Origin of the sequence: Paenibacillus sp. 2TAF8 (assembly GCF_052114825.1) — a bacterium.
Lineage (GTDB): Bacteria > Bacillota > Bacilli > Paenibacillales > Paenibacillaceae > Paenibacillus.
Map to the genome: position 1 here is coordinate 104,653 of NZ_JBFRFN010000029.1, position 20,334 is coordinate 124,986.

The 20,334-nt window shown below is 47.7% G+C and carries 12 protein-coding genes; all 12 read left to right on the forward strand.

The window, feature by feature from the left end:
* Positions 1-68: 68 nt before the first annotated feature.
* Positions 69-1,100 (forward strand): hypothetical protein, encoded by a 1,032-nt coding sequence (locus tag AB4Z30_RS27005; protein WP_441930561.1) that lies wholly within the window; start codon positions 69-71, stop codon positions 1,098-1,100.
* 202 nt (positions 1,101-1,302) lie between these two features.
* Positions 1,303-2,658 carry a diaminobutyrate--2-oxoglutarate transaminase gene (locus AB4Z30_RS27010; RefSeq protein WP_441930563.1) on the forward strand — a complete coding sequence of 452 codons (1,356 nt, stop codon included), beginning with the start codon at positions 1,303-1,305 and terminating at the stop codon, positions 2,656-2,658.
* Positions 2,652-4,106: an MFS transporter gene (locus AB4Z30_RS27015; protein ID WP_441930564.1), complete on the forward strand. Its 1,455-nt coding sequence runs from the start codon at positions 2,652-2,654 to the stop codon at positions 4,104-4,106. Before AB4Z30_RS27010 ends, AB4Z30_RS27015 begins: the two co-directional genes overlap by 7 nt.
* A complete protein-coding gene (locus AB4Z30_RS27020) occupies positions 4,063-5,922 on the forward strand; it encodes an IucA/IucC family protein (RefSeq protein WP_441930596.1) in 1,860 nt (619 codons plus the stop codon). Before AB4Z30_RS27015 ends, AB4Z30_RS27020 begins: the two co-directional genes overlap by 44 nt.
* Positions 5,897-7,990, forward strand: a complete 2,094-nt coding sequence (locus AB4Z30_RS27025) for an IucA/IucC family protein (protein ID WP_441930566.1) — start codon at positions 5,897-5,899, stop codon at positions 7,988-7,990. Before AB4Z30_RS27020 ends, AB4Z30_RS27025 begins: the two co-directional genes overlap by 26 nt.
* On the forward strand, positions 7,987-8,763 hold the full coding sequence (locus AB4Z30_RS27030) for an HpcH/HpaI aldolase family protein (RefSeq protein WP_441930568.1): 777 nt from the start codon (positions 7,987-7,989) through the stop codon (positions 8,761-8,763). Before AB4Z30_RS27025 ends, AB4Z30_RS27030 begins: the two co-directional genes overlap by 4 nt.
* On the forward strand, positions 8,760-10,160 hold the full coding sequence (locus AB4Z30_RS27035; protein WP_441930570.1) for a type III PLP-dependent enzyme: 1,401 nt from the start codon (positions 8,760-8,762) through the stop codon (positions 10,158-10,160). Before AB4Z30_RS27030 ends, AB4Z30_RS27035 begins: the two co-directional genes overlap by 4 nt.
* A complete protein-coding gene (locus AB4Z30_RS27040) occupies positions 10,120-12,216 on the forward strand; it encodes an IucA/IucC family protein (protein ID WP_441930572.1) in 2,097 nt (698 codons plus the stop codon). Before AB4Z30_RS27035 ends, AB4Z30_RS27040 begins: the two co-directional genes overlap by 41 nt.
* Before the next feature lie 846 nt (positions 12,217-13,062).
* Positions 13,063-17,103: a glycoside hydrolase family 2 TIM barrel-domain containing protein gene (locus tag AB4Z30_RS27045; protein ID WP_441930574.1), complete on the forward strand. Its 4,041-nt coding sequence runs from the start codon at positions 13,063-13,065 to the stop codon at positions 17,101-17,103.
* Positions 17,104-17,320: 217 nt separating this feature from the next.
* Positions 17,321-17,797: a DUF4362 domain-containing protein gene (locus AB4Z30_RS27050; protein WP_441930576.1), complete on the forward strand. Its 477-nt coding sequence runs from the start codon at positions 17,321-17,323 to the stop codon at positions 17,795-17,797.
* A 193-nt stretch (positions 17,798-17,990) separates the two neighbouring features.
* Positions 17,991-19,445, forward strand: coding sequence for a DUF2207 family protein (locus AB4Z30_RS27055; protein ID WP_441930578.1), 1,455 nt, complete (start codon positions 17,991-17,993; stop codon positions 19,443-19,445).
* A gap of 229 nt (positions 19,446-19,674) precedes the next feature.
* Entirely contained in the window at positions 19,675-20,064 is a 390-nt protein-coding gene (locus AB4Z30_RS27060; protein ID WP_441930580.1) for a hypothetical protein, read from the forward strand.
* The last annotated feature ends 270 nt before the right edge of the window (positions 20,065-20,334 follow it).

Below are 20,334 nucleotides of genomic sequence, written 5' to 3' on the forward strand. Positions count from 1 at the left end.
CCATAAAATAGATTTTGTGTGATACTGATAATCATTATCAATAAAATCAACCGATAGGAAGGTCGGATATGAATTTACTTCGTTCCAAATGTTCCGTATTTCCAGAAGGTTTTGAGAATTTACAGAATCGGCTGATTCTAAACAAAGCTAAAGAGATGGGCATCGGTTGCGAGTTGCTGGTGGAGGGTTGTGAAGATTTTCTAAAACTGTCCATGGAGCACAAGCAGATCATCATTAACAAAACGAGAACCCATCGGTTACCGCTGATCGCTGGACTACTTGCCAAGAATAAACAGGCGTGTAATCTGATCCTGCATGAGCAGGGGATGCCAGTTCCGTCGCATATCGTTGTGGCAGCCATGGGAGAAGAGGCAGAAACTTTTCTAAAACAGCATGGCTCCATCGTAGTCAAACCGCTGGATTCCAGCAGCAGTCAGGGGGTTACGCTGGATGTACGCAACATTGCTGAATTGGAAAAAGCGATGGACCTCGCAGCCCAATATGGAAGTAGCATACTGCTGCAGCAATATGTCATTGGAACCGACTACCGGGTACTGGTTATCAATGATCAGGTAGCGGCGGTGAACCAATATCGTCCTGTATATGTGACTGGCGATGGTAGTTCGTCTATATGTGAACTTATTGAGAGGCTGAACGAGAGCCGAATGGAAGACACGGAGATCGGTATGTATGAATCTTTTCCTGCGATTGATCTCAAAAATGTTGATAACACACGTTTGCTGGATACGTTGCGTAAGCAAGGTTTTGGTTGGAGTGATATCCCTCTTGTGAACCAAGAGATTGAGCTGTATGACCTCCGTAATTCGGCAGCCGGGAAGATTAGTGAATTTTACCGGGATTGTACGGATGACATACACCCGGAGAATGCCCGCATGATGATACAGGCAGCCCAATCGCTCCAGATTGACGTCGCAGGTATAGATGTCCGTTGTAAGGACATTCGAGTACCTATTACAGCTGCACAGGGAGGTATTCTGGAAGTTAACGCATTGCCGGATCTGACTCACCACGTTTATCCGCATGGCGGGACGAGAAAGGATGTTGTACGTCAATATCTGGAGTATCTATGGGAGAGTTAATGTTAGCGTGAATAAGCCATTCTTCATAGGAGGTTGGAACACTGGCTTTTTTTCATACAGAGGGGATAAGCCTTTTTTAGGGGATTAAGAATTGCTGATTGTGGTCATTTGGGGAGTTTCAACAATACGAGTAGTTACAGAGTCATTAACGAATGTACAGGCATGATAGGCCTGAATCGAGGATAAGGGGCGTTAGAGAGTTATGTCAGTAGAGGTACAGACGGAATACCTGAAGCTACAGAACGAAAAGGAGTCCAACGCACGATCATACCCACGGCATTTCCCGCTCGTTATCAGCAAAGCTCAGGGTATCAAGATTACGGATACGGAAGGCCGTGAATTTTACGATTGTCTCGCAGGTGCGGGAACACTCGCGCTTGGACATAACCATGAGACGGTCGTTAGCGCCATTCGCGAGGCGCTTGATCAGCAAATTCCGTTACATACCCTGGATTTGGCTACACCGCTTAAGCTTTCGTTTATGCAGGAGCTACTCTCCTTACTGCCCGAAGAGATGCGGGATAGATCCAAAATTCAGTTCTGCGGACCAACCGGAGCCGATGCGGTCGAAGCAGCGATCAAACTGGTAAAACATGCAACAGGCGGCAAATCCATTTTGGCTTTCCAAGGTGGATACCACGGTTCAACCCAAGCGACGATGTCCATGAGTGGCAATCTGAGTAAAAAGGAACAGCTGCAAAGCCTGCTACCGGATGTGCATTTTCTGCCGTTTCCGTATGAATACCGCTGTCCGTTTGGGGTTGGTGAAGGCATGACTGCCCGTTTAAGTTCACAGTACATTGAAAACTTGCTGGATGATTGTGAGAGCGGAATAGCTGCGCCATGCGGTGTGATTGTGGAAACGGTACAAGGCGAGGGTGGTGCGATTCCAGCGGATATGGAGTGGTTGAAGGAGTTGCGCCGAATCACAGCGGAGCGAAACATTCCACTCATTATTGATGAAGTGCAGACGGGTATTGGTCGGACGGGGCGTATGTTTTCGTTTGAACACGCGGGCATTGTGCCCGATGTCATCATTTGCTCCAAAGCCGTAGGCGGCAGTCTTCCCATGTCTGTTGTGATCTATAAGGAAGAGCTGGATCAGTGGAAGCCGGGTGCGCATACAGGAACATTTCGTGGCAATCAACTAGCCATGGCTGCGGGTCTCGCCACGCTCCGTTATATCAAGGAGCATCATGTGATGCATAATGTGCATCTGCGCGGTGAGCAATTCATGACACGGCTCAACGCAATGAAAGAACGTTTTGCCGAAATTGGTGACGTTCGTGGCCGGGGACTGATGATCGGTGTTGAAGTGGTTAATCCGCAGGGAGGCAAGGATCGTCTTGGACATTATCTACAACATGGTGAACTGGCTTCCGTCATTCAGCAGCAATGTTTCCGGAATGGTCTCATTGTGGAAGTCGGTGGACGTCACTCCGCGGTTGTGCGTTTCCTGCCGCCACTGAATATTACGGAGAAGGAAGCGGGCGAAATACTGGCAATTTTTGAACAGTCGGTATCGGAAGCTATTGCATTAACGGAAGCGGTATGCTGAGTGTATCGCTGCTTCGGCGGCATGCGGTTTTACTTGCTATTCTACTGGGAGCCTTCACCCTTGTGCTTACTAACAGTGCGTTTAACCTGCTGCTTCCGTATTTCATCGAATATTATGACATTTCCACTACAGCGGGCGGCTGGATCATTGCCCTCTATATGCTCGCCATGACATTAACGATGCCGCTGGCTTCCCTGATCGTAGACAGGTTGGGACGCAAGCGGACATACATGCTGGGCATCTGCATTTACGGGGTATTTTCTGTGCTCGGTGCCTTGCTCCATTCTTTCATTGAAGTGCTGCTGCTTGTAAGGTTCATGCATGGTGTGGCCGCAGGCCTGATGATTCCTTTATCCCTTGTGCTGCTGTTTGATGTTTACGGTCCGGAGGTTCGGGGACGCATTACGGGCGCCTGGGGTTTGCTGCTGATGCTTGCTCCTGCGGCTGGGCCGACACTCGGCGGGTTTATCATTCAGTATGGACGGCTGGAGATGCTTTTCTGGCTGAACGTGCCGCTGGCTCTTTTTTCGCTAATGGGTTGTGGACGCGTGATTCAAGCCTACACCCCGGCTCGCAGGAAAACGTGGCATCCATCCAGTGTAATACGGCTTGTTGGTGCAGTTGGTGCACTTAGTCTGGGCGTACAGTTGTATGCCAGTCCTACAGTGGCTCCATGGATACCCTGGACCCTGATTGCTCTTGGCGTGGTGTTGCTTATTCGTTTTGTCCAGGTTGAAAATTCACGTGATGAGCCGCTCATCCGTTATTCGTTACTGCGGAGAAAAGGTGTTTTTTCCCTTACCGTTCTGATCTCCACGATTCAGGATTGCGTGATGTTCGGCGTGATTTTTGCGTTGCCACTGCTGTTTCAGGAAGTCTTTCAATGGTCTCCTGCACTTTCCGGTGCCCTGTTCATTCCGCTCTCCATCTCCACCAGTCTGTTCATGTGGATTGGAGGCAACCTGTTAGATCGGGGGCGCTCCCTTCAATTTATCGCTTGGGGAACACTGCTGGTATCGATATCTATTCTGTCCTTTGCATTTCTGCCTATGGGGGCGTCTGTATGGATCATCGGGGTGCTGATGGCGTGCCGGGGCATGGGTGTGGGTCTGTCCGGTATGAGTATTTCTGCTATAGGTCTGCAGGCGTTGCCTGATGAAGATATGCATGAAGGATCGGTACTGTCTACAACAATTGAACGACTGGCTTCATCGTTTGCAGTGATGGGCATGACGCTGTATTACGATATGCGCTGGCAATGGCTGGCTGGGCAAGGCAGCGCGGTTGAACTGGCGAAATGGGGAGCCATCAAAGAAATCTGTGTAGGTCTTGGCTGCGCTATTCTGCTAACGTTACCTCTGGTCTTACTTATAACTCGAAAGAAGGTTGGCTTCATTGTTCAAAATGGAAAACAAACTCCGGTCCAAGGCGGAGCAACAGGCCGATGAACATTCCTGCAAGCTACTGCTGAACTGTTATATCCGTGAGCTTGGGCCGGAGAGAGCAGAACAGATTCAGCTTAACCCGGATACGCTGACCTATACGATTACTTTTCCAACCAGCGGTGTAAGCGTAATGGGGCTGTTGTCTTACTACTCAGCTATGGGTGAGCATGAATATCTCAGTATGAATTATAATGGGCAAACTGTGCATTACCATGATCTGGTGCGCTGGATTTCGTCTGAAATTGGCGGAGATCCAGATCGGGGAGGCGAACGCGTTCGTGATTTTATTCAAAAAGTGGAGAACAGCGTTGCTAATCTCACATTGTATATAGAGCAAGCATCTGATCTAGAAGTGCATGACTATATTACCTCTGAGCAGTCCTTGTTGTATGGTCATCCGTTTCACCCTTTTCCGAAAAACTCCAGCGGTTTCACTGCCCAGGATGTGCAGCGATATAGTCCAGAACTTCGAACCTCGTTCCAGCTCTGTTATATCGCCGTAAGACAAGATGTATATGCAGAGGAATGGGTAGCGCACTCGGACAAAATAGACCTGCACCACCTTCTGGCAAGTCAGGACTGGCCTGTGTCAAAAGAGAAGATCAGCATGTATGGGCTCTTGCCCGTTCATCCATGGCAGTATGCGCACATCTCCCATCTGGATGAGGTGCAGTCGTATATCCGTGAAGAGAAGTTGTTACTGCTGGGCAGCGCAGGGCCGCTTGCCTATCCGACCTCTTCGGTACGCACGGTGTACGTTCCGACCTGGAACTGCAATATCAAGCTGTCGCTGAATATGCAAATTACCAACATGATCCGCACCAACAGTGCCGAGCAGATGAGGCGGACAATGGATGCATCCACGTATGTGTGGGAGCAGGGATGTTTTGATGCAGAGCCAAAGACTCAAATCGCGTATGAGACAGGTGTAGCGACATGTAGATTCGAGAATGAAGAGCTGACAAGCCTGTTCACGATCGCCTATCGGCCCATTGAATTCGACCCTGCGAATACATATGTATTGTCCAGTCTGGTCGAGTCGCCATGGCCTGGGGCACCGTCCCGGTTAGTGACAATGCTGCGAGGCAGACGTGATGGCGCCGAAGATGCAACAGACAAACCTGTGCATATGGTAAGTGGAAAACCCGAACCAGCAAAGGTTACCCGACATGCCTCTGGTGGACGGGAATACGCTAATCATGAACATAGCAAGGGTGCAGCGAATGGTCAGTGGAAGGCAGCTCATCCTGTTGCCATTGCCGAAAATAATATGGTGGATTGTGACAAGGTCAAGCAATGGTTGTCACGGTATCTAACCTGCTCGTTGTTACCGCTTGTGCGAGCAGCGGGAGAAAAAGGCATTCATTTTGAAGCCCATTTGCAGAATACATTGGTGACCTTGGAGCAGGGCATGCCGATAGCTTTTATCGTACGTGATCTGGAAGGGGTCAGTGTAGACGAGCAACTGGTCGATGGACTGTCCGGGTTGTTATTTTATCCGCGTGAGAAGGCATGGGCGCGAACCTCGTATTATTTTATCGTGAATCATCTGGGTTCGTTAATTCATGTACTGGCCCGGGATGTGAACGTGCCGGAGGAGTACTTCTGGGTGCAGGTGCGAGAGGTGCTTGAGGAAGAACGGGCACGAACAGGTAATGCTTATGTGGAGCATTTGCTGACCGCAGATGCTTTTCTGGCCAAACAAAATCTGGTGAGTTGTCTCACGGGCATTAGTCAGACCCCGGTTTATGTGCCGGTAGGTAACGTCATGAAACGTTTAGGGAGTGAAGCACGTGAGATCCGTGGAAATCAGCAATGAGGCAGAAGAAAAAAAGGGAAGTAAAGTAGCAGGCAGAATAGAAACAGACCCAACTGAAATAGGCGGAACAAGTGGAACAAATAAGATTAACAGCATTAGTGAACCAATCGAACAAAACGAACCTAATAATTCACACGAATCACATGAATCACCCCAATCAAACATAGCGGATGAAAGACGTAGAACGCCAAATGACAACGCAGTCCCTGTGTACGTGGAAGTTCAGGAAAGGATCATACGCCAGGTACTGGAAGCGATGTGGTTTGAAGATATTTTGGATCGTCGAGTGAACGGGAGTGAGTGGTCGACCTGCGGTGTTACTGCAAATGGTGAATCCGTGGTGTATACGTGTGACGCAGAGCAGAAGTTTTCGTTTGGAAGGGTGAAGGTGAAGGTTGGATCGATCAAGCGCGAAGGTGTTACCTGCACGGATCTGGATTTATTTTTGGAAGAGATGGTACTGAATCGTTTGCAGGGTGCGAAACTGACGGCATTTGTTCAGGAGTTGCAAGAAACGATGGCCAAAGACAGTCAGTGCCGGGCGTTGCTGCCTCTTCGTATTCCGGTAGAGGATCGTCACTACGATGCGCTCGAAAGTCACATGACGGACGGACATTTATACCATCCGAGTTACAAGTCCAGACTTGGGTTTTCGTTGCAAGACAATCTCGCTTATGGTCCAGAGTTTGATGCAGACGTTCTGCTTATCTGGGTTGCGGTGCGAAAAGAAATGGTTCAAACGGCTGTATCCGGTGGTTATGACTCGGCAGCACTGCTGGAACAGCATCTGACGGAGGAAGATTTGCAGCACTTCCGTCAGGTTATTAGGGACAAAACAACTTCATTGGACATGGATTCCTATGTATTGATCCCGATTCATCCATGGCAGTGGGAGCACTCGGTAGAATCCATATTTGCCAAGCAACTCATGGATGGAGACATCATTTATTTGGGTACTTCATCCTCAGTTTATCGTGCGCAGCAGTCCATTCGTTCCCTCTCGAATCGAAATAATCCTTTGGCTCCATACATCAAGCTGGCTCTGAGCATAACGAACACGTCAAGTACACGCATTCTTGCCCAGCATACGACGCAAAATGCACCTCTGATCAGTGATTGGCTGGATCAACTGGTGCGGGAGGATAAGCTGTTGCAGCGGGAGCAGTTTGTCATTTTAAAAGAAATCATGGGTCTCTCGTTCCGTTACGAACAATTGCCTGTTACGCAGTACGGCCGCGCTTACGGCACCCTGGGTGCAATCTGGCGTGAAAATGTATCCGTTCACCTGAAGGCTGGTGAAACGGCATGGCCGCTGAACGCACTCATGTTAGTGCAGCGGAACGGGGTTCCTTTTATACAAGAGGCCACCGAGCGGCATGGTGTTCAGCCATGGGCAGAGGCGCTGGTGCGTACACTCACGCTGCCCATTATTCATCTCTTGTATGCGCACGGAATCGCACTTGAATCGCATGCCCAGAATATCATTTTGGTGCTGGAAAATGATCTGCCCAAACGCATCATCATCAAAGATTTGCATGATGGCGTCCGTTACGTTCCGGATCAGCTGCTGCACCCCGAACGGGCACCGAAGCTGCACCCTGAACCGGAAACTCATCGCAAATTCAATCGGTATTCCTTCATCTATGCCGGGGATGTATCAGAGGTGCGCGACTATACGTATGATGCATTCTTTTTTATCTGCATGACGGATGTTGCCTTGTCACTGGAGCCGTTTGGCCTGTCCGAAGAAGCATTCTGGCGGCTCTGCGCTGGTGTAATTCTGGATTATCAGCGACAACATCCCGAGTATGCAGAGCGGTTTAAGATGTTTGATCTGCTGGCAGAGGATGCCTTGATCGAAGAGATGACAAAGCGGCGGCTGTATGGGGATGGGGAATTGTATTTCCGCAAGGCAAGCAATCCACTCAAGCTGGCGAAGGATGCGCTTGAACAGGATCATGAATATGAGCATGAATACGAGCATGAATATGAGCAGATAAAAAAACTTGAGCAGAGCGGTGAACACGAGCAGAAAGATGAAGTCGAACAGAAGGAAGCAAACCGATGAGGATGAACACACTGAAGGAAAAAATTGCCCGCAAACAGCAGGTATTTGGCCTATTTGTATCCATTCCGCATCCGATCATCATCGAAATGATTGGTCATGCAGACTATGACTTTGTCATCATTGATCTGGAGCATACCGCAACATCAATGGAGTCCGTAGAAGAGTTGATAAGAGCAGCCGAAGGGGCTGGCCTCACACCACTCGTACGGATTTCGAATATCGAACGGACAGAGATTCTGAAGGTGCTGGACTGCGGAGCACAGGGGATCGTCATTCCCCATGTGGAGACGCTCTCGCAAGTGAAGGAAGCCGCACATCATGCATATTATCATCCGTTAGGCATGCGTAGTTTGAACAGCGGACGACCAGGTGTATTCGGTAAATTCCCGCTGACTGAATACGTCTCGGAAGCCAATGCACAGGTAATGATCGTACCGATGATCGAAAGCATAAAGGGTGTAAGGCAAAGCCCGGAGATTTTATCTCATCCTCAGGTCAGCTTTGTACTTGAAGGTGCGGCGGACTTATCGCAATCGCTGGGTGTGCCTTGGCAGACGGATCACCCGGATGTGAGGGAGGCATTAAACGTATTGCATGAGACCGCGCAGCAGTCCGGTATACCCTATGCGACGGTCACAAGAGGAATTGAAGACATGACCGTCTGGCGTGAGCGTAATGTACACATCTATGTGCTTGGAGATGACCGCAATACGGCATTCCGAGCCTACGCGCAAAAGCGGAATGACTACAGAAATGCAGGTGGATTAATGTGAAAACCAGTGTACAGCTTATGTTAGAAGGGATTCAACGTGAAACACATGATCCGATTTGTGCATACATCTACGATCTCGCAGGGATTCAGGAGCAAGTCCGGGCAATGCTGCAAACGATGCCAGCATATACGCAGTTGTTCTATGCGATCAAAGCCAACCCCGATCCGCGCATTATTGAAGCGTTGCTTCCATTGGTGAAGGGGTTTGAGGTGGCGTCCATCGGCGAGCTGATGAAAGTGCGTGCGGTGAGCCGTGAAGTTCCGATCCTGTTCGGCGGACCGGGCAAGAAGGAAAGCGAGTTGAAGCTGGCAATAGATCATCACGTGAGTTATATCCATGTGGAGAGTCTGCTGGAATTGCGCCGTATCATTGCGATTGCCAAAGAGCGAGAGCAAGGAATAGAGGATGGAAGAGAACAAGGAAAAGTGCAAGGAAAAGTGCAAGGAAGAGGAACAGGGCAAGGTGGAGAGGGAGGGGAACAGGGACAAGCACAAGCGAAATCGCAAGTGGAGCAAGGGCAGTCAAGAGAGCGACAGAAGTCTGAGGTGCGTGTGTTGCTCCGTATCAACTTGCGGAGTAATACCTTGCCACAAACCAAAATTGTGATGGGCGGTGGCCCTAGTCCGTTTGGGATCGATGAGGAGACGGTGGAGGAAGCGATTGAGCTGATTCGTGTGGAAGGCGCGGATTCGGTTCGGTTATGCGGATTCCATTTCCACTCCCTGTCGAACAATATGGATGCCAGACTGCATGCCGAGATGATCGAACTTTATTTGCAAAAGGTGGAGGGCTGGCAACAGCAATATAACTTGCAGGTGGACGTAGTCAATGCAGGCGGAGGCTTTGGGGTGACGTATGACGGGAGTCCGGGCTTCGACTGGTCTTTATTTACCATGCTTTTGCAACAGAGTGAAGCCGTAAAACGCCTTGCTACCCGAGGTGGAGAGTTGTTTTTTGAATCAGGTCGCTTGTTAGTGGCAGATCACGGTTATTATGCAACCGAGGTAACGGATATTAAACGTTCGCACGGACAGATGTTTGTCATTTTAAGGGGAGGTACACATCATCATCGGTTGCCTGCGTCATGGGGACATAATCATCCCTTCCACATTGTATATACGGATCGATGGAAGCATGAGTTTACAAGACCCGAGGTGCGAGGAGAGCAAGCCCATATTGTAGGTGAATTATGTACGCCGAAGGATCGCATGCATTCCGGTGCAGAGATTGCGCGGTTAAGCGTGGGCGATTTGATTGTGTTTGAAAAATCAGGGGCGTACGCCTGGACGATCTCGCATCATGATTTCCTGGGGCATCCGCACCCGGCATTCCACTATTTGACGGAGGGCGATGAACATGTCAACGCTAATGCAACGTTCCAGTCGGCAAACTGCTGAACAGCAGGTGATGTCCGATCTGATGAATAGTCTGCTCGCTGAGCAGTTACTTCCACTGCAAGGTCATTCGTTTGTTGATTTTGCTACTGCACCTGCGGAGCTTCGACAGTTATATCAAGGGTATGAGGCCGGGTGGGAAAAGGGGAGTGCGAAGAAACATACACACAGTCACATTGTCGATGAGCGGAACCATAGTGAGGATAACTCCAATGAGCGTAACTCTACGCTGGATAATATCAGTGAGAGTAACTCTACTGATGAACATTCCGGTGAGAATAGCTTTATTGCGAGCAATGTCAGTGGCAATAATTACTATAACAATATTTTCAGCAACAATAACTTCAATAACAACAACTTTGGTAAGGTTTACTCTGCTCGGGATACGTCCGCAGTTACGCCGCCTTTCCGTTTGGGGTTGCATACCGACGGTATACTTTGTTTGGTAGAAAACGGGGTAAGGCAAGGCATTCAGTGGGTTCAGGGATCACCGATCTATCAGCAACATTCGGACGGGAGCTGGACAATGCTGGATACCCCGGCGTCGGTCGGGCGTGCATTGTTGCAACGTGCATTATCCGAAGAAGCCTATGCTCAGCCGGGGGTGGCAGATTTTCTGGCAAGTTTGGACCTGGCTGTAGAGCAGTATGAACTTGGCTGGAATCAGGTTCAGACGTTGTCTGCTTATGAGCCGAAGTCTGCATATGAATGGTTTGTGAAAAGTGAGCGCATTGCTGCACTTCGGGATCGGCCGTTCCATCCATCCTCCAAAGCAAAGATTGGATTCAGTGCTGAAGATGTCACGGAATACGCTGCCGAGTTCGGCAAAACGATTCGGTTGCGCTGGGTGGCGATCAGACGGAATGCTGTGCAACAGGGATGTGAGAATGGCTTGTCTATTCTCGATATGTTATATGATGCGCAGCGTGAGGAAGTGCAGGCAGAGTTCCATCGCAGAGGTCTGTCTATGGATGAATATTTGCCTATGCCGGTGCATCCGTGGCAGCTGGAGCACATCATTTTGCCACGGTTTACGAAAGAAATCGTAGAAGGCAGCATTGTGGTGCTGGATATGCAGATTGGAGATGTATTCGCTACGTCATCTCTGCGGTCGATGGCTCAAACTGCGGAGTCTGCACTCATGCTCAAGTTGCCCGTTAGTGTGCTGTCACTCGGTGCCGCTCGTTATCTTCCGGTTGTTAAGCTGCTGAATGGACTTGTCGGAGAGCAGATGTTAAGGCAGGCAGTAGCTTGTGACGAGATACTGAAAGAAAAAGTATACATGTGTGAGGAGCAGAACTGGTGGGGATTTATGCCGGGGTCGATGGGACTGTTCGATGATCACCCGCGGCATCTGGCAGCGCAGATCCGTGTCTATCCCGCCGAGTTGCTGGATGATGCTTACAAAATTGTTCCGATGGCTGCACTCGGCGTAAATCTGGACGGGCATCATTTGTTGACCGAGATTCTGGACGAGGATGTGAGTGCAGAAGATGTTCTGGCGTTCTACAGTCAGATTGCAGTTACGTTCTATGATATCGTGATGCGTCTGTTCAAGATGGGGGTTGTACCGGAGATCCATGGTCAGAACTGCTGTCTGGTATTAGAACATCAGCAGGTGAAGGGGTTATTGTTCCGGGATCATGATTCTGTGCGCTTGCATCAGCCGTATCTGGACAAGCATGGAATTGCCGATCCGGGTTATCATATTCGTCCTGGGTATTCGAATAGTTTGTACAATGAAACGATCGAAAAGTTGATCTTTTATGTACAGTCTCTTGGAACGCAGGTGAATCTGGCTGCGATCATGGAGGCGATGAGCGAAGTGTACAACATCCCGGAAACGAAGTTCTGGGAGATCACGGAGCAGACCTGGCGGGAAGCGCTGCACCAAGTGCAGCTTCCCGAGGCTGATCGGGCCACGCTGGAGCGCGTTATCTTCGAGAGCGAGGCGTGGCCTGTGAAGTTAGTTGTTCGTCCGCTGCTTGAGGCGGACGGTGTGCCAGGCGCGATGCCATCGGGCAAAGGCCAAGGGTGGAACCCTTTTTACAAGGCATAGGTTTGGGTGGGGAGTATAGGTTTGAAGTTTTTGAAGTTTGGTTTGAAAGGGTTAGTTTGAAGGGGTGGTTATAAGATTAGATTTGAAAGTTAGATTTGAAGTTTGGCCTAGGAGTTAAGGTTGATGCTTCGGCTTAAGAGTATTATTTCAAGGATGAGGTTGAGTGTTTAGGTTCATGTTTGGATTGAGGGTGTAGGTGTAAGTGTAGGTGTAAGTTTTTTCGTATAAAGTTTGGTCAAAAAGTGGGGCGTAAAGTGTTCCTCCGATATCTTGAACACGCTAACGATCTCAGATGAGCTTATTTGAGTGAAATGGGGTTCTCTGGAATTCTAACGATCACCAGGAACCTTATTTCGCCAAAAACAGAGGATTATCACTTGTTTTCGCTTCGTTCTATTAAAATAAGCTTCCCTGTGATCGTTAGAACATAAAACGGTGTAATTTTGCCCAAATAGCGTCTCTGGTGATCGTTAGAAAAATGTACAGGTATAATAGGAGAAGCTTAAAAAGTTAGGGTGATTTGAAGAGGATATTCCTTCTAGTGTTATACAAGTATTCTTAAGTGGTGACCCGATTGTCGGGTTGCCTTTTTTGATGTTGGTTTCGTTGTGGGGAGTGACCGTAGGTTAATGTGGAAATTAATTGCTTCTACTAATGAAAACGTTCACTTAACGTCTGAAAAATTAAATAAATTTTACGTTGGAATATGCGAGTGAATTAGTATAATAAGTGCATTAATTATATTATGTGATATACTTTCTACATTATAACGAAAAGGTTTTCGTAAAATGAATGAAACCAGCTGGAACGTAACAACTAATCAACCAGAAGAGAGTGAGAAATGGCATGAATGTGAAGAGACTTTTTAATGATGGATGGCAATTTGCCAAAAGTGACTTAAGCGTTACAAAGCTGATGGAGCCTAATATAGGTACTGAACTTACTGAAGATGCGGATGTTACTGAGCGAACGGGTCGTATTGACCCTACTGCTACTGATGTTATTGGCTCTATTGGTTCTGCTGATTCTACAGACGCTAATGACACTACCGAATTTACTGAAACTATCGGTGCTACTAACTTTACTGATCCTGCCAATCCTACCGAACTACCCAATTCTGCTGGCCTTACTGCTACTACTGATCTTACGAATGCTACTGAACTTATTGATTTTACTGACCTTTCCTTTGAGGCGGTGGAGTTTCCTCATGATTGGCTGATCTACAATACATTGGATTTATATGAGAACAGTATTGGATGGTATCGCAAGACGTTTGAATATACGAAGGATGAGCAACAGCAGGTGCTTTTGTGTTTTGACGGGGTGTATATGGATTCGTCTGTGTATGTGAATGGGCATTTCGTTGGGGAATGGAAGTATGGGTACTCTGCTTTTGAGCACGAAATTACGAATGCGCTGGTGGACGGGGATAATGAGATTTTGGTCAAAGTTGTGCATCAGAGTCCGAACAGCAGATGGTATTCTGGAGCAGGGATTTATCGGAATGTGTGGCTGAAAACAAGGAGTCGCAACCACATCGAAACCGATGGAATCTATGTCTCGATGCAGCAGCAGCAAGATGGTTGGCAAATCGAGGTGGATACAGAGCTGTGCCTGGAGCTGAATCAGCGTACGCAGTTGGTGCATACGATTTTGTACAATGGTGAGGTCATTGCATCTTCTCAAGCGGAGATTGTGGCGAACGGCACTAAGGGTGTAGATTATCAAAATATGAATAATACAAGCCTGAATACCAAGACCAATGCAGGTATAAATACAAGTACCAATTTAAGTACCAATACAGGCACGGATACTTGTACAAGTACAAGTACGAATATTAATGCCAAGGCAGATACAGATCCAGATGAGCTGCCGGAGTTAACTGCACATACACATGTACATCCACACGCAAAAGTAACTGCAAATAGTTACTCAAACAGCCAGCGGCTTAACGTTCTACATCCTCATCTTTGGAGCCCGGAAACACCCCATTTATATGATCTCGTAACAGAGCTACGTCTGATCTCGGATGATCGACATGAGCAGGTTATTGAGTCTGTTCAGCAACGAATCGGGTTCAAACAGGTTAGGCTGGACGCCCGTGAAGGCTTTTATCTGAATGGGGTAAAAATGAAGCTGAACGGTGTCTGCGAACACCATGATCTCGGCGCATTAGGAACTGCGTTTAATGTGACGGCGCTGAGAAGAAGGTTTGTTTTGCTGAAAGAGATGGGAGTCAACGCGATTCGAACCGCGCACAACATGCCGGCAAAAGAGTTCATGGAGCTTGCCGATGAGATGGGCATGCTGGTGGTGTCGGAAGCGTTTGATATGTGGGAACGGGCGAAGACGCCGTATGACTATGCACGATTTTTCCCAGAGTGGTCGTATAGAGATGTACGCAGTTGGGTGAGACGGGATCGGAATCGCGTTAGTCTGATCATGTGGAGTATCGGAAACGAAATCTATGATACCCATGCGGATGAGCGCGGCCAGGAAGTGACACGTATGCTGATGGCGTATGTGCAGGAATTCGATCCGAAAGGAAACGCACGTGTGACGATTGGTTCGAACTACATGCCTTGGGAGAATGCTCAGAAATGTGCAGATATCGTGAAGCTGGCCGGATACAACTACGCGGAAAAATATTATGACCAGCATCATGCCGAACACCCGGACTGGATCATCTATGGAAGCGAGACCTCTTCGGTTGTGCAGAGCCGTGGCATCTATCACTTTCCGTATGAACAGCCCGTTCTGGACGACGATGATGAGCAATGCTCAGCACTTGGGAACAGTACGACCAGTTGGGGAGCGAAATCGCCGGAGTATTGCATTATAGCTGAACGTGATCATCCGTATTCCTTGGGGCAATTCCTTTGGACAGGATTTGACTATATTGGTGAACCGACGCCATATCATACGAAGAATTCGTATTTTGGACAGCTGGACACAGCCACGTTCCCGAAAGACCCTTATTACATCTATCAAGCCGCTTGGACGGATTATAAAAAAAGTCCAATGGTGCATATATTCCCTTACTGGGATTTTAGCCCTGGTCAGATCATTGATGTTCGCGTGTGCAGCAACGCGCCGAAAATTGAGTTGCAGCTCAATGGCGAAACAGTCGGCACGTATGATATTGACCATGCCCATGGAACCCAGTTGTCCGGCTGGTGGAAAGTGCCATTTGAAGAGGGTGAGCTGAAGGCCATTGCTTATGATGAGCATGGTGCGGTGATTGCTACTGATGTACAGCGCTCTTTCAGCGATGCGAAGAAGGTTCTTCTCCAGGCGGATCGGCAGGAGTTGCAGACGGGCGGGAAAGACCTTATTTTTGTGGAAATTACAGTGGAAGATGAAGCAGGTCATCCAGTGCACAATGCCAATAACCGTGTGCATGTGAAGGTGACCGGACCCGGTCGCTTGCTTGGACTGGATAACGGTGACAGCACGGACTATGACCCGTATAAAGGACTAAGTAGAAGGTTGTTCAGCGGTAAGTTGATGGCGATTATTGGATCGACGAATGAGGCAGGAACGATCCAGATCGAGGTGTCTTCGGAGGGGGTAGAAGGAGTGACAGCGACATTTGAATCTACAGTAGCGGATGAGGGGCGAGAATCCGTAACAATGGATGCGAATGGGAAAGGAAGAGAACGAGGGGGGCAGTTTCATACCGATACCGCTTACGCCCTGAATTCAAAGCAACCTGTCTTCATGACAAATGAAGAGCTTCCGGTACTGACGGGCAACGCTAAGGAGATTCCTTTGCGGAAAATTGAGATCATCAGTGAATCAGGCCAGGTACTCGATCCTGTCAACCCGGAAGTGATTGTTACAGCCAAACTGTACCCGGAGAATACTTCATATCGGGATTTGGAATGGTCTGTAGTTAATGATGCTGGCATCGTGTCCAATATTGCCAAAGTGGAAGTAATCTCTCCTGGAACGGGTGACGTGCCAGGTTCTCAGGGGATAAATGTAGACGGAAAAATACATGTAGTTAGAGTATCAGCTATGGGCGACGGCGCTTTCCGCCTGCGTGCAACCAGCAAGAATGGTACGGACAAAACCAAACTCATCTCCCAACTCGAGTTCAAAGCAGAAGGTTTGGGTACAGCCTACAAAGATCCGTATGGATTTATCTCAGGTGGTCTGTATGACTATACCAAAGGTGATGTGGGCAACGGTAATGAACGTGGTGTAGCTACCAGCAGAGACAGCGAAACTCATGTTGGCTTCCACAATATCGACTTCGGTCCATATGGCTCGGATACGATCACCATTCCCATTTTTGCGCTGTCGAGTGAAACGTACTTCATTCAGATCTGGGAAGGCATACCGGGTGAAGAGGGCAGTGTGATGATTGCCGATGTTGTATATGACAAGGAATCGATATGGAACGTGTATCAGGAGGAGACGTACCGTCTATCCAAACGCTTGAGTGGAATTACGTCGATCTGCTTTGTTCTGAAACAGAAGATTCATATTAAAGGCTTCACGTTTGAGCGCCAAAGCAGGGCTTTTGAACAGAATGCGGCAGCATCCTGTGATCATCTGTACGGAGATACGTTCACAGTTGAGGGTCGGCGTGTGGAAGGCATTGGGAATAACGTTTCACTGGAGTTTGAGCAGATGGACTTCACGAGTGAAGGTGCACCCAAACTAGTGATCTATGGCGCTTCAGCAATAGATAAAAACACGATTCATATTCGCTTTTCGGGTGCGGACGGACAGAGCAACCAATTAGTGGAGTTCACCCAGTCTGAAGGATACGAGGAACGAACATTTGAATTGGAGCCGGTATACGGCGAGCAAAAAGTAACCTTTATCTTCCTGCCCGGTAGTCAGTTTGACTTTGGCTGGTTCCGGTTCGAGAAGTAATATGTTGATGTATTCGTATCACGAGTAATACAGGATGAATAGAGGTATAATCCTCCTCAAATCACGGTTGTCGTTCTAGACAGTGTTGATTTGAAGAGGATTTTTTGTGCATAGAAGAGCTGGAAATAGAGATCCGAAGGAGGAATACCTTCCATAAGTCTTCTGAAAAATGTAACCTATCCGGCTCTGGTCACGTTGTACATATGAGGTGATTACCATGAGAAAATACTTACTTATGTTATGTTTAGCAGCTGTACTTGCAACAGGCTGTAGTCCGAATGATCCGCAGCAGACTGCCGATCCGGTAGAGAAAAGAACTCCTTTTCCTGCCATAGTTGAGCCGCATAACGGGGAGCAAGCGGAAGAAAGTGGAGATGTTGTCTTTCTTTTGGGGGAGATGCGAAACCGAGATAAGTGGAAGTCTTTTATGCAAAATGTGAAAAAGAATCAACCGGATCACGTCCGGGTCACCATGTATACGATTGAAGGCGATCCCATCATCCATGAGCTAATCTATGACGGTACGCTGTTTCAATCCACCTATGATGCCACAAGAGATACGTATGGCTCCAGAGAAGAGATCACGTCGAATACGTGCAAGGGATTGGAACTGACCAAAGTCGAGCGAGGAGAATCAGTGTACGTTCTAACCGATTGTGAAAAGCAAAATGTATTCTACATTCCAAAGATGTAGAAGGAAGATAAGAGTTACGAATGATGAATTATGAAACAGGAAGCATGAATGATGAATGTTTAAGAATGAACACTGAAAGGCGCATCGATGAAAAAAGGGTGCTCTGGTGGGATTCTTTTGGGATATGAACAGGTTTATATAGAGTAGGGTAGATTACCGAAGTTTTATTTTTTCCTATGAAAGGGGTCATCACATGAGATATGTACTAACAGACGGGCAAGCTTCATCTCAGTTCAATCATTCGGTTCTTGTCCAGAGACAGCTGGCCCCGATCTTGCAGGAGGCATGGTTAAAGCAGCTTATGGAACTGATCATGTGGGTGCTTCTGGGCATCATTATCGTTCAGTTGCTGCTCTGGGTGAAGGCTCGCATGAGCAAGGGACCGTTCACAGACGAAGAGGTGGAGCAAGCAGATCCATTGTTTCTCGCCTATTTGCGAAGCAAGGGCCAACTGAAGTTGAAGGACACGCAGGCGACCATGTTCCAGTTAACTCGTAAAGGCATATTGTCGATGCGAATTGTGAAAACCAAAGGGCGATACCGCAATGATCCGGAGGAAAGCAATCCTCAACTTAGACCCAAAACAACACTGGAATACAGTGTGGATTCCTCGGTTGCTAACGCCTCGCCGGATGAACAGGGGCTTCTGCAATGGTTGTTCTCTACTTATGGTTTCGGTAAACAACGGCTGAGGCTCGATGCTTTGGCTGGACCAAGCGAAGCGGAAAGTAAGCGGAGAGAAGCCATGAAGTACTATCAGCTTAAAGAAAAGGCGCTGAGCGAAGGCGTTCAGACGTGGAAGGAACAAGTCGTCGAGACGAGAGACTGGGAACAGTTGATTCGAACGCCGATGCTTTTGCGATTACTTGTCTATGTCATATTTCCTATTCTGCTGCTTCTGACAAGTATCGTGTGCTTTGTAGAGCGTGTGTCTGTGCCAGGTGTGATAGGTCTGGCAGTTATAGTCGTGATCTGGTCCTTGGTTATTCGGAAAATTCATGTGCGTTTGCTCTATCAAGCAGCTTGCGTAGGGTTAATTATCAGCCTCACCTTGGCGATCGACGGCAATTCAGCGTTTACTTCATCGCTATACAGTATGATATTTCTTTCCATTTTTGTTCGTCTGTTCTTACCTGCTAGAGAAGTTACTCCGTTTGCGAGAGATTGGGAGGCCTCTATGCGTCACTGGCGAAGAAAATATAGAAAAGGCCTTCCAGTCGAGCGCCTGAGTGAGTCGGCAGAAGTGTTGGAACAGATCATTCAGACCGCTCTGGTGCTGGGCATTGGATCACGATGTGTACGCAAAACAGATTGGTCTGTGTTACAGCAACATCAAGATCCAGAGCTCAGACGCCTTGCAGATCGTGAACCTGCATCAGATAACAGTGAACCTGGATCAACAACATTAAAACATACACCTCTATTGGTGCTAGCTTTGCATTTGCGAGGCATATTCAGGCCGATGTTTGCAGCAGAGTTTCCGTTTGAACGCGCCAATTATGTCTTCGCCACGATATTCCCTGATTCGGGTGGAAGCAGCGGTCACACTTCGGTCAATACGGATAGCTATAGCGGGAGTGGTCATCATCACGGATCAGACAGCGGAGATTCCGGGGGCGGAGGAGACTCGGGCGGTGGTGGTGATTAAGGTGTTTCTATACAAAGAAGTCGCTAGAATTCATGAATTCGCGACAGAAAGATAAAGAATGATTGGAAGCATTGATATGATAAAGCCGATTATGATAGCAATCATGATAACGATTACTTTTTTGTTCAAGTGGGATGCTCCTTTCAGATGGAAGCTTGTTATACATCACAGAAATTAAGTCAGAATATGCATAGTTATGTATTGTACCATATTTTGGAGGTTTGCATTAATGAAGAAGTTTTTACTGTTATGTATTTGTATTCTCCTAATCTCGGGATGCGGGCAGAACAATAAAGAGAAAGCGATCGAACAACTGACTAAACATGAGAGCAATGGTGCTTCGTTGATTGTATTTACCGATCGGATTGCAGAACGGCCGTTTATTGTAGATTTACAAACGCAATTAAATGAAGTAAATGACAACCATTGGAGAGCCGAGGGGCCTATCACCAACGTTGGGTTTTATAATGTCCGAGATAAACATAAGTACGATTATGAGAACATTTTTGATCTGCACACGTATCCGTACATGATCCTGTTTGAGAATGGTCAGATCACTTTAGAGGCGCAGCAGCCCGAAGAAATCATGCAGTATTTTAAACAAAAAAAGAAGGATTAAAAGTTATATTGACTGGATGTAATATACGCAAATGTGTAAATTTCGCTGCCTGGAGTAGTTACCTATATACCGAATAGATGAAGCGAAAAATGCTTCTTCTGTTCAATTCCAATCATATTTCGGGTTTGTTAAAATTTAGGGATAACGACTATGATCAGGTTGGCGGTGAGATGGCATGACACGGATTCAGGTGCACCCGGATGAAATGGAAAAAAACGTACGTCTGCTTCAGCAGAGTAAACAACAGCTTGGCAAAATTGTGTATGAATT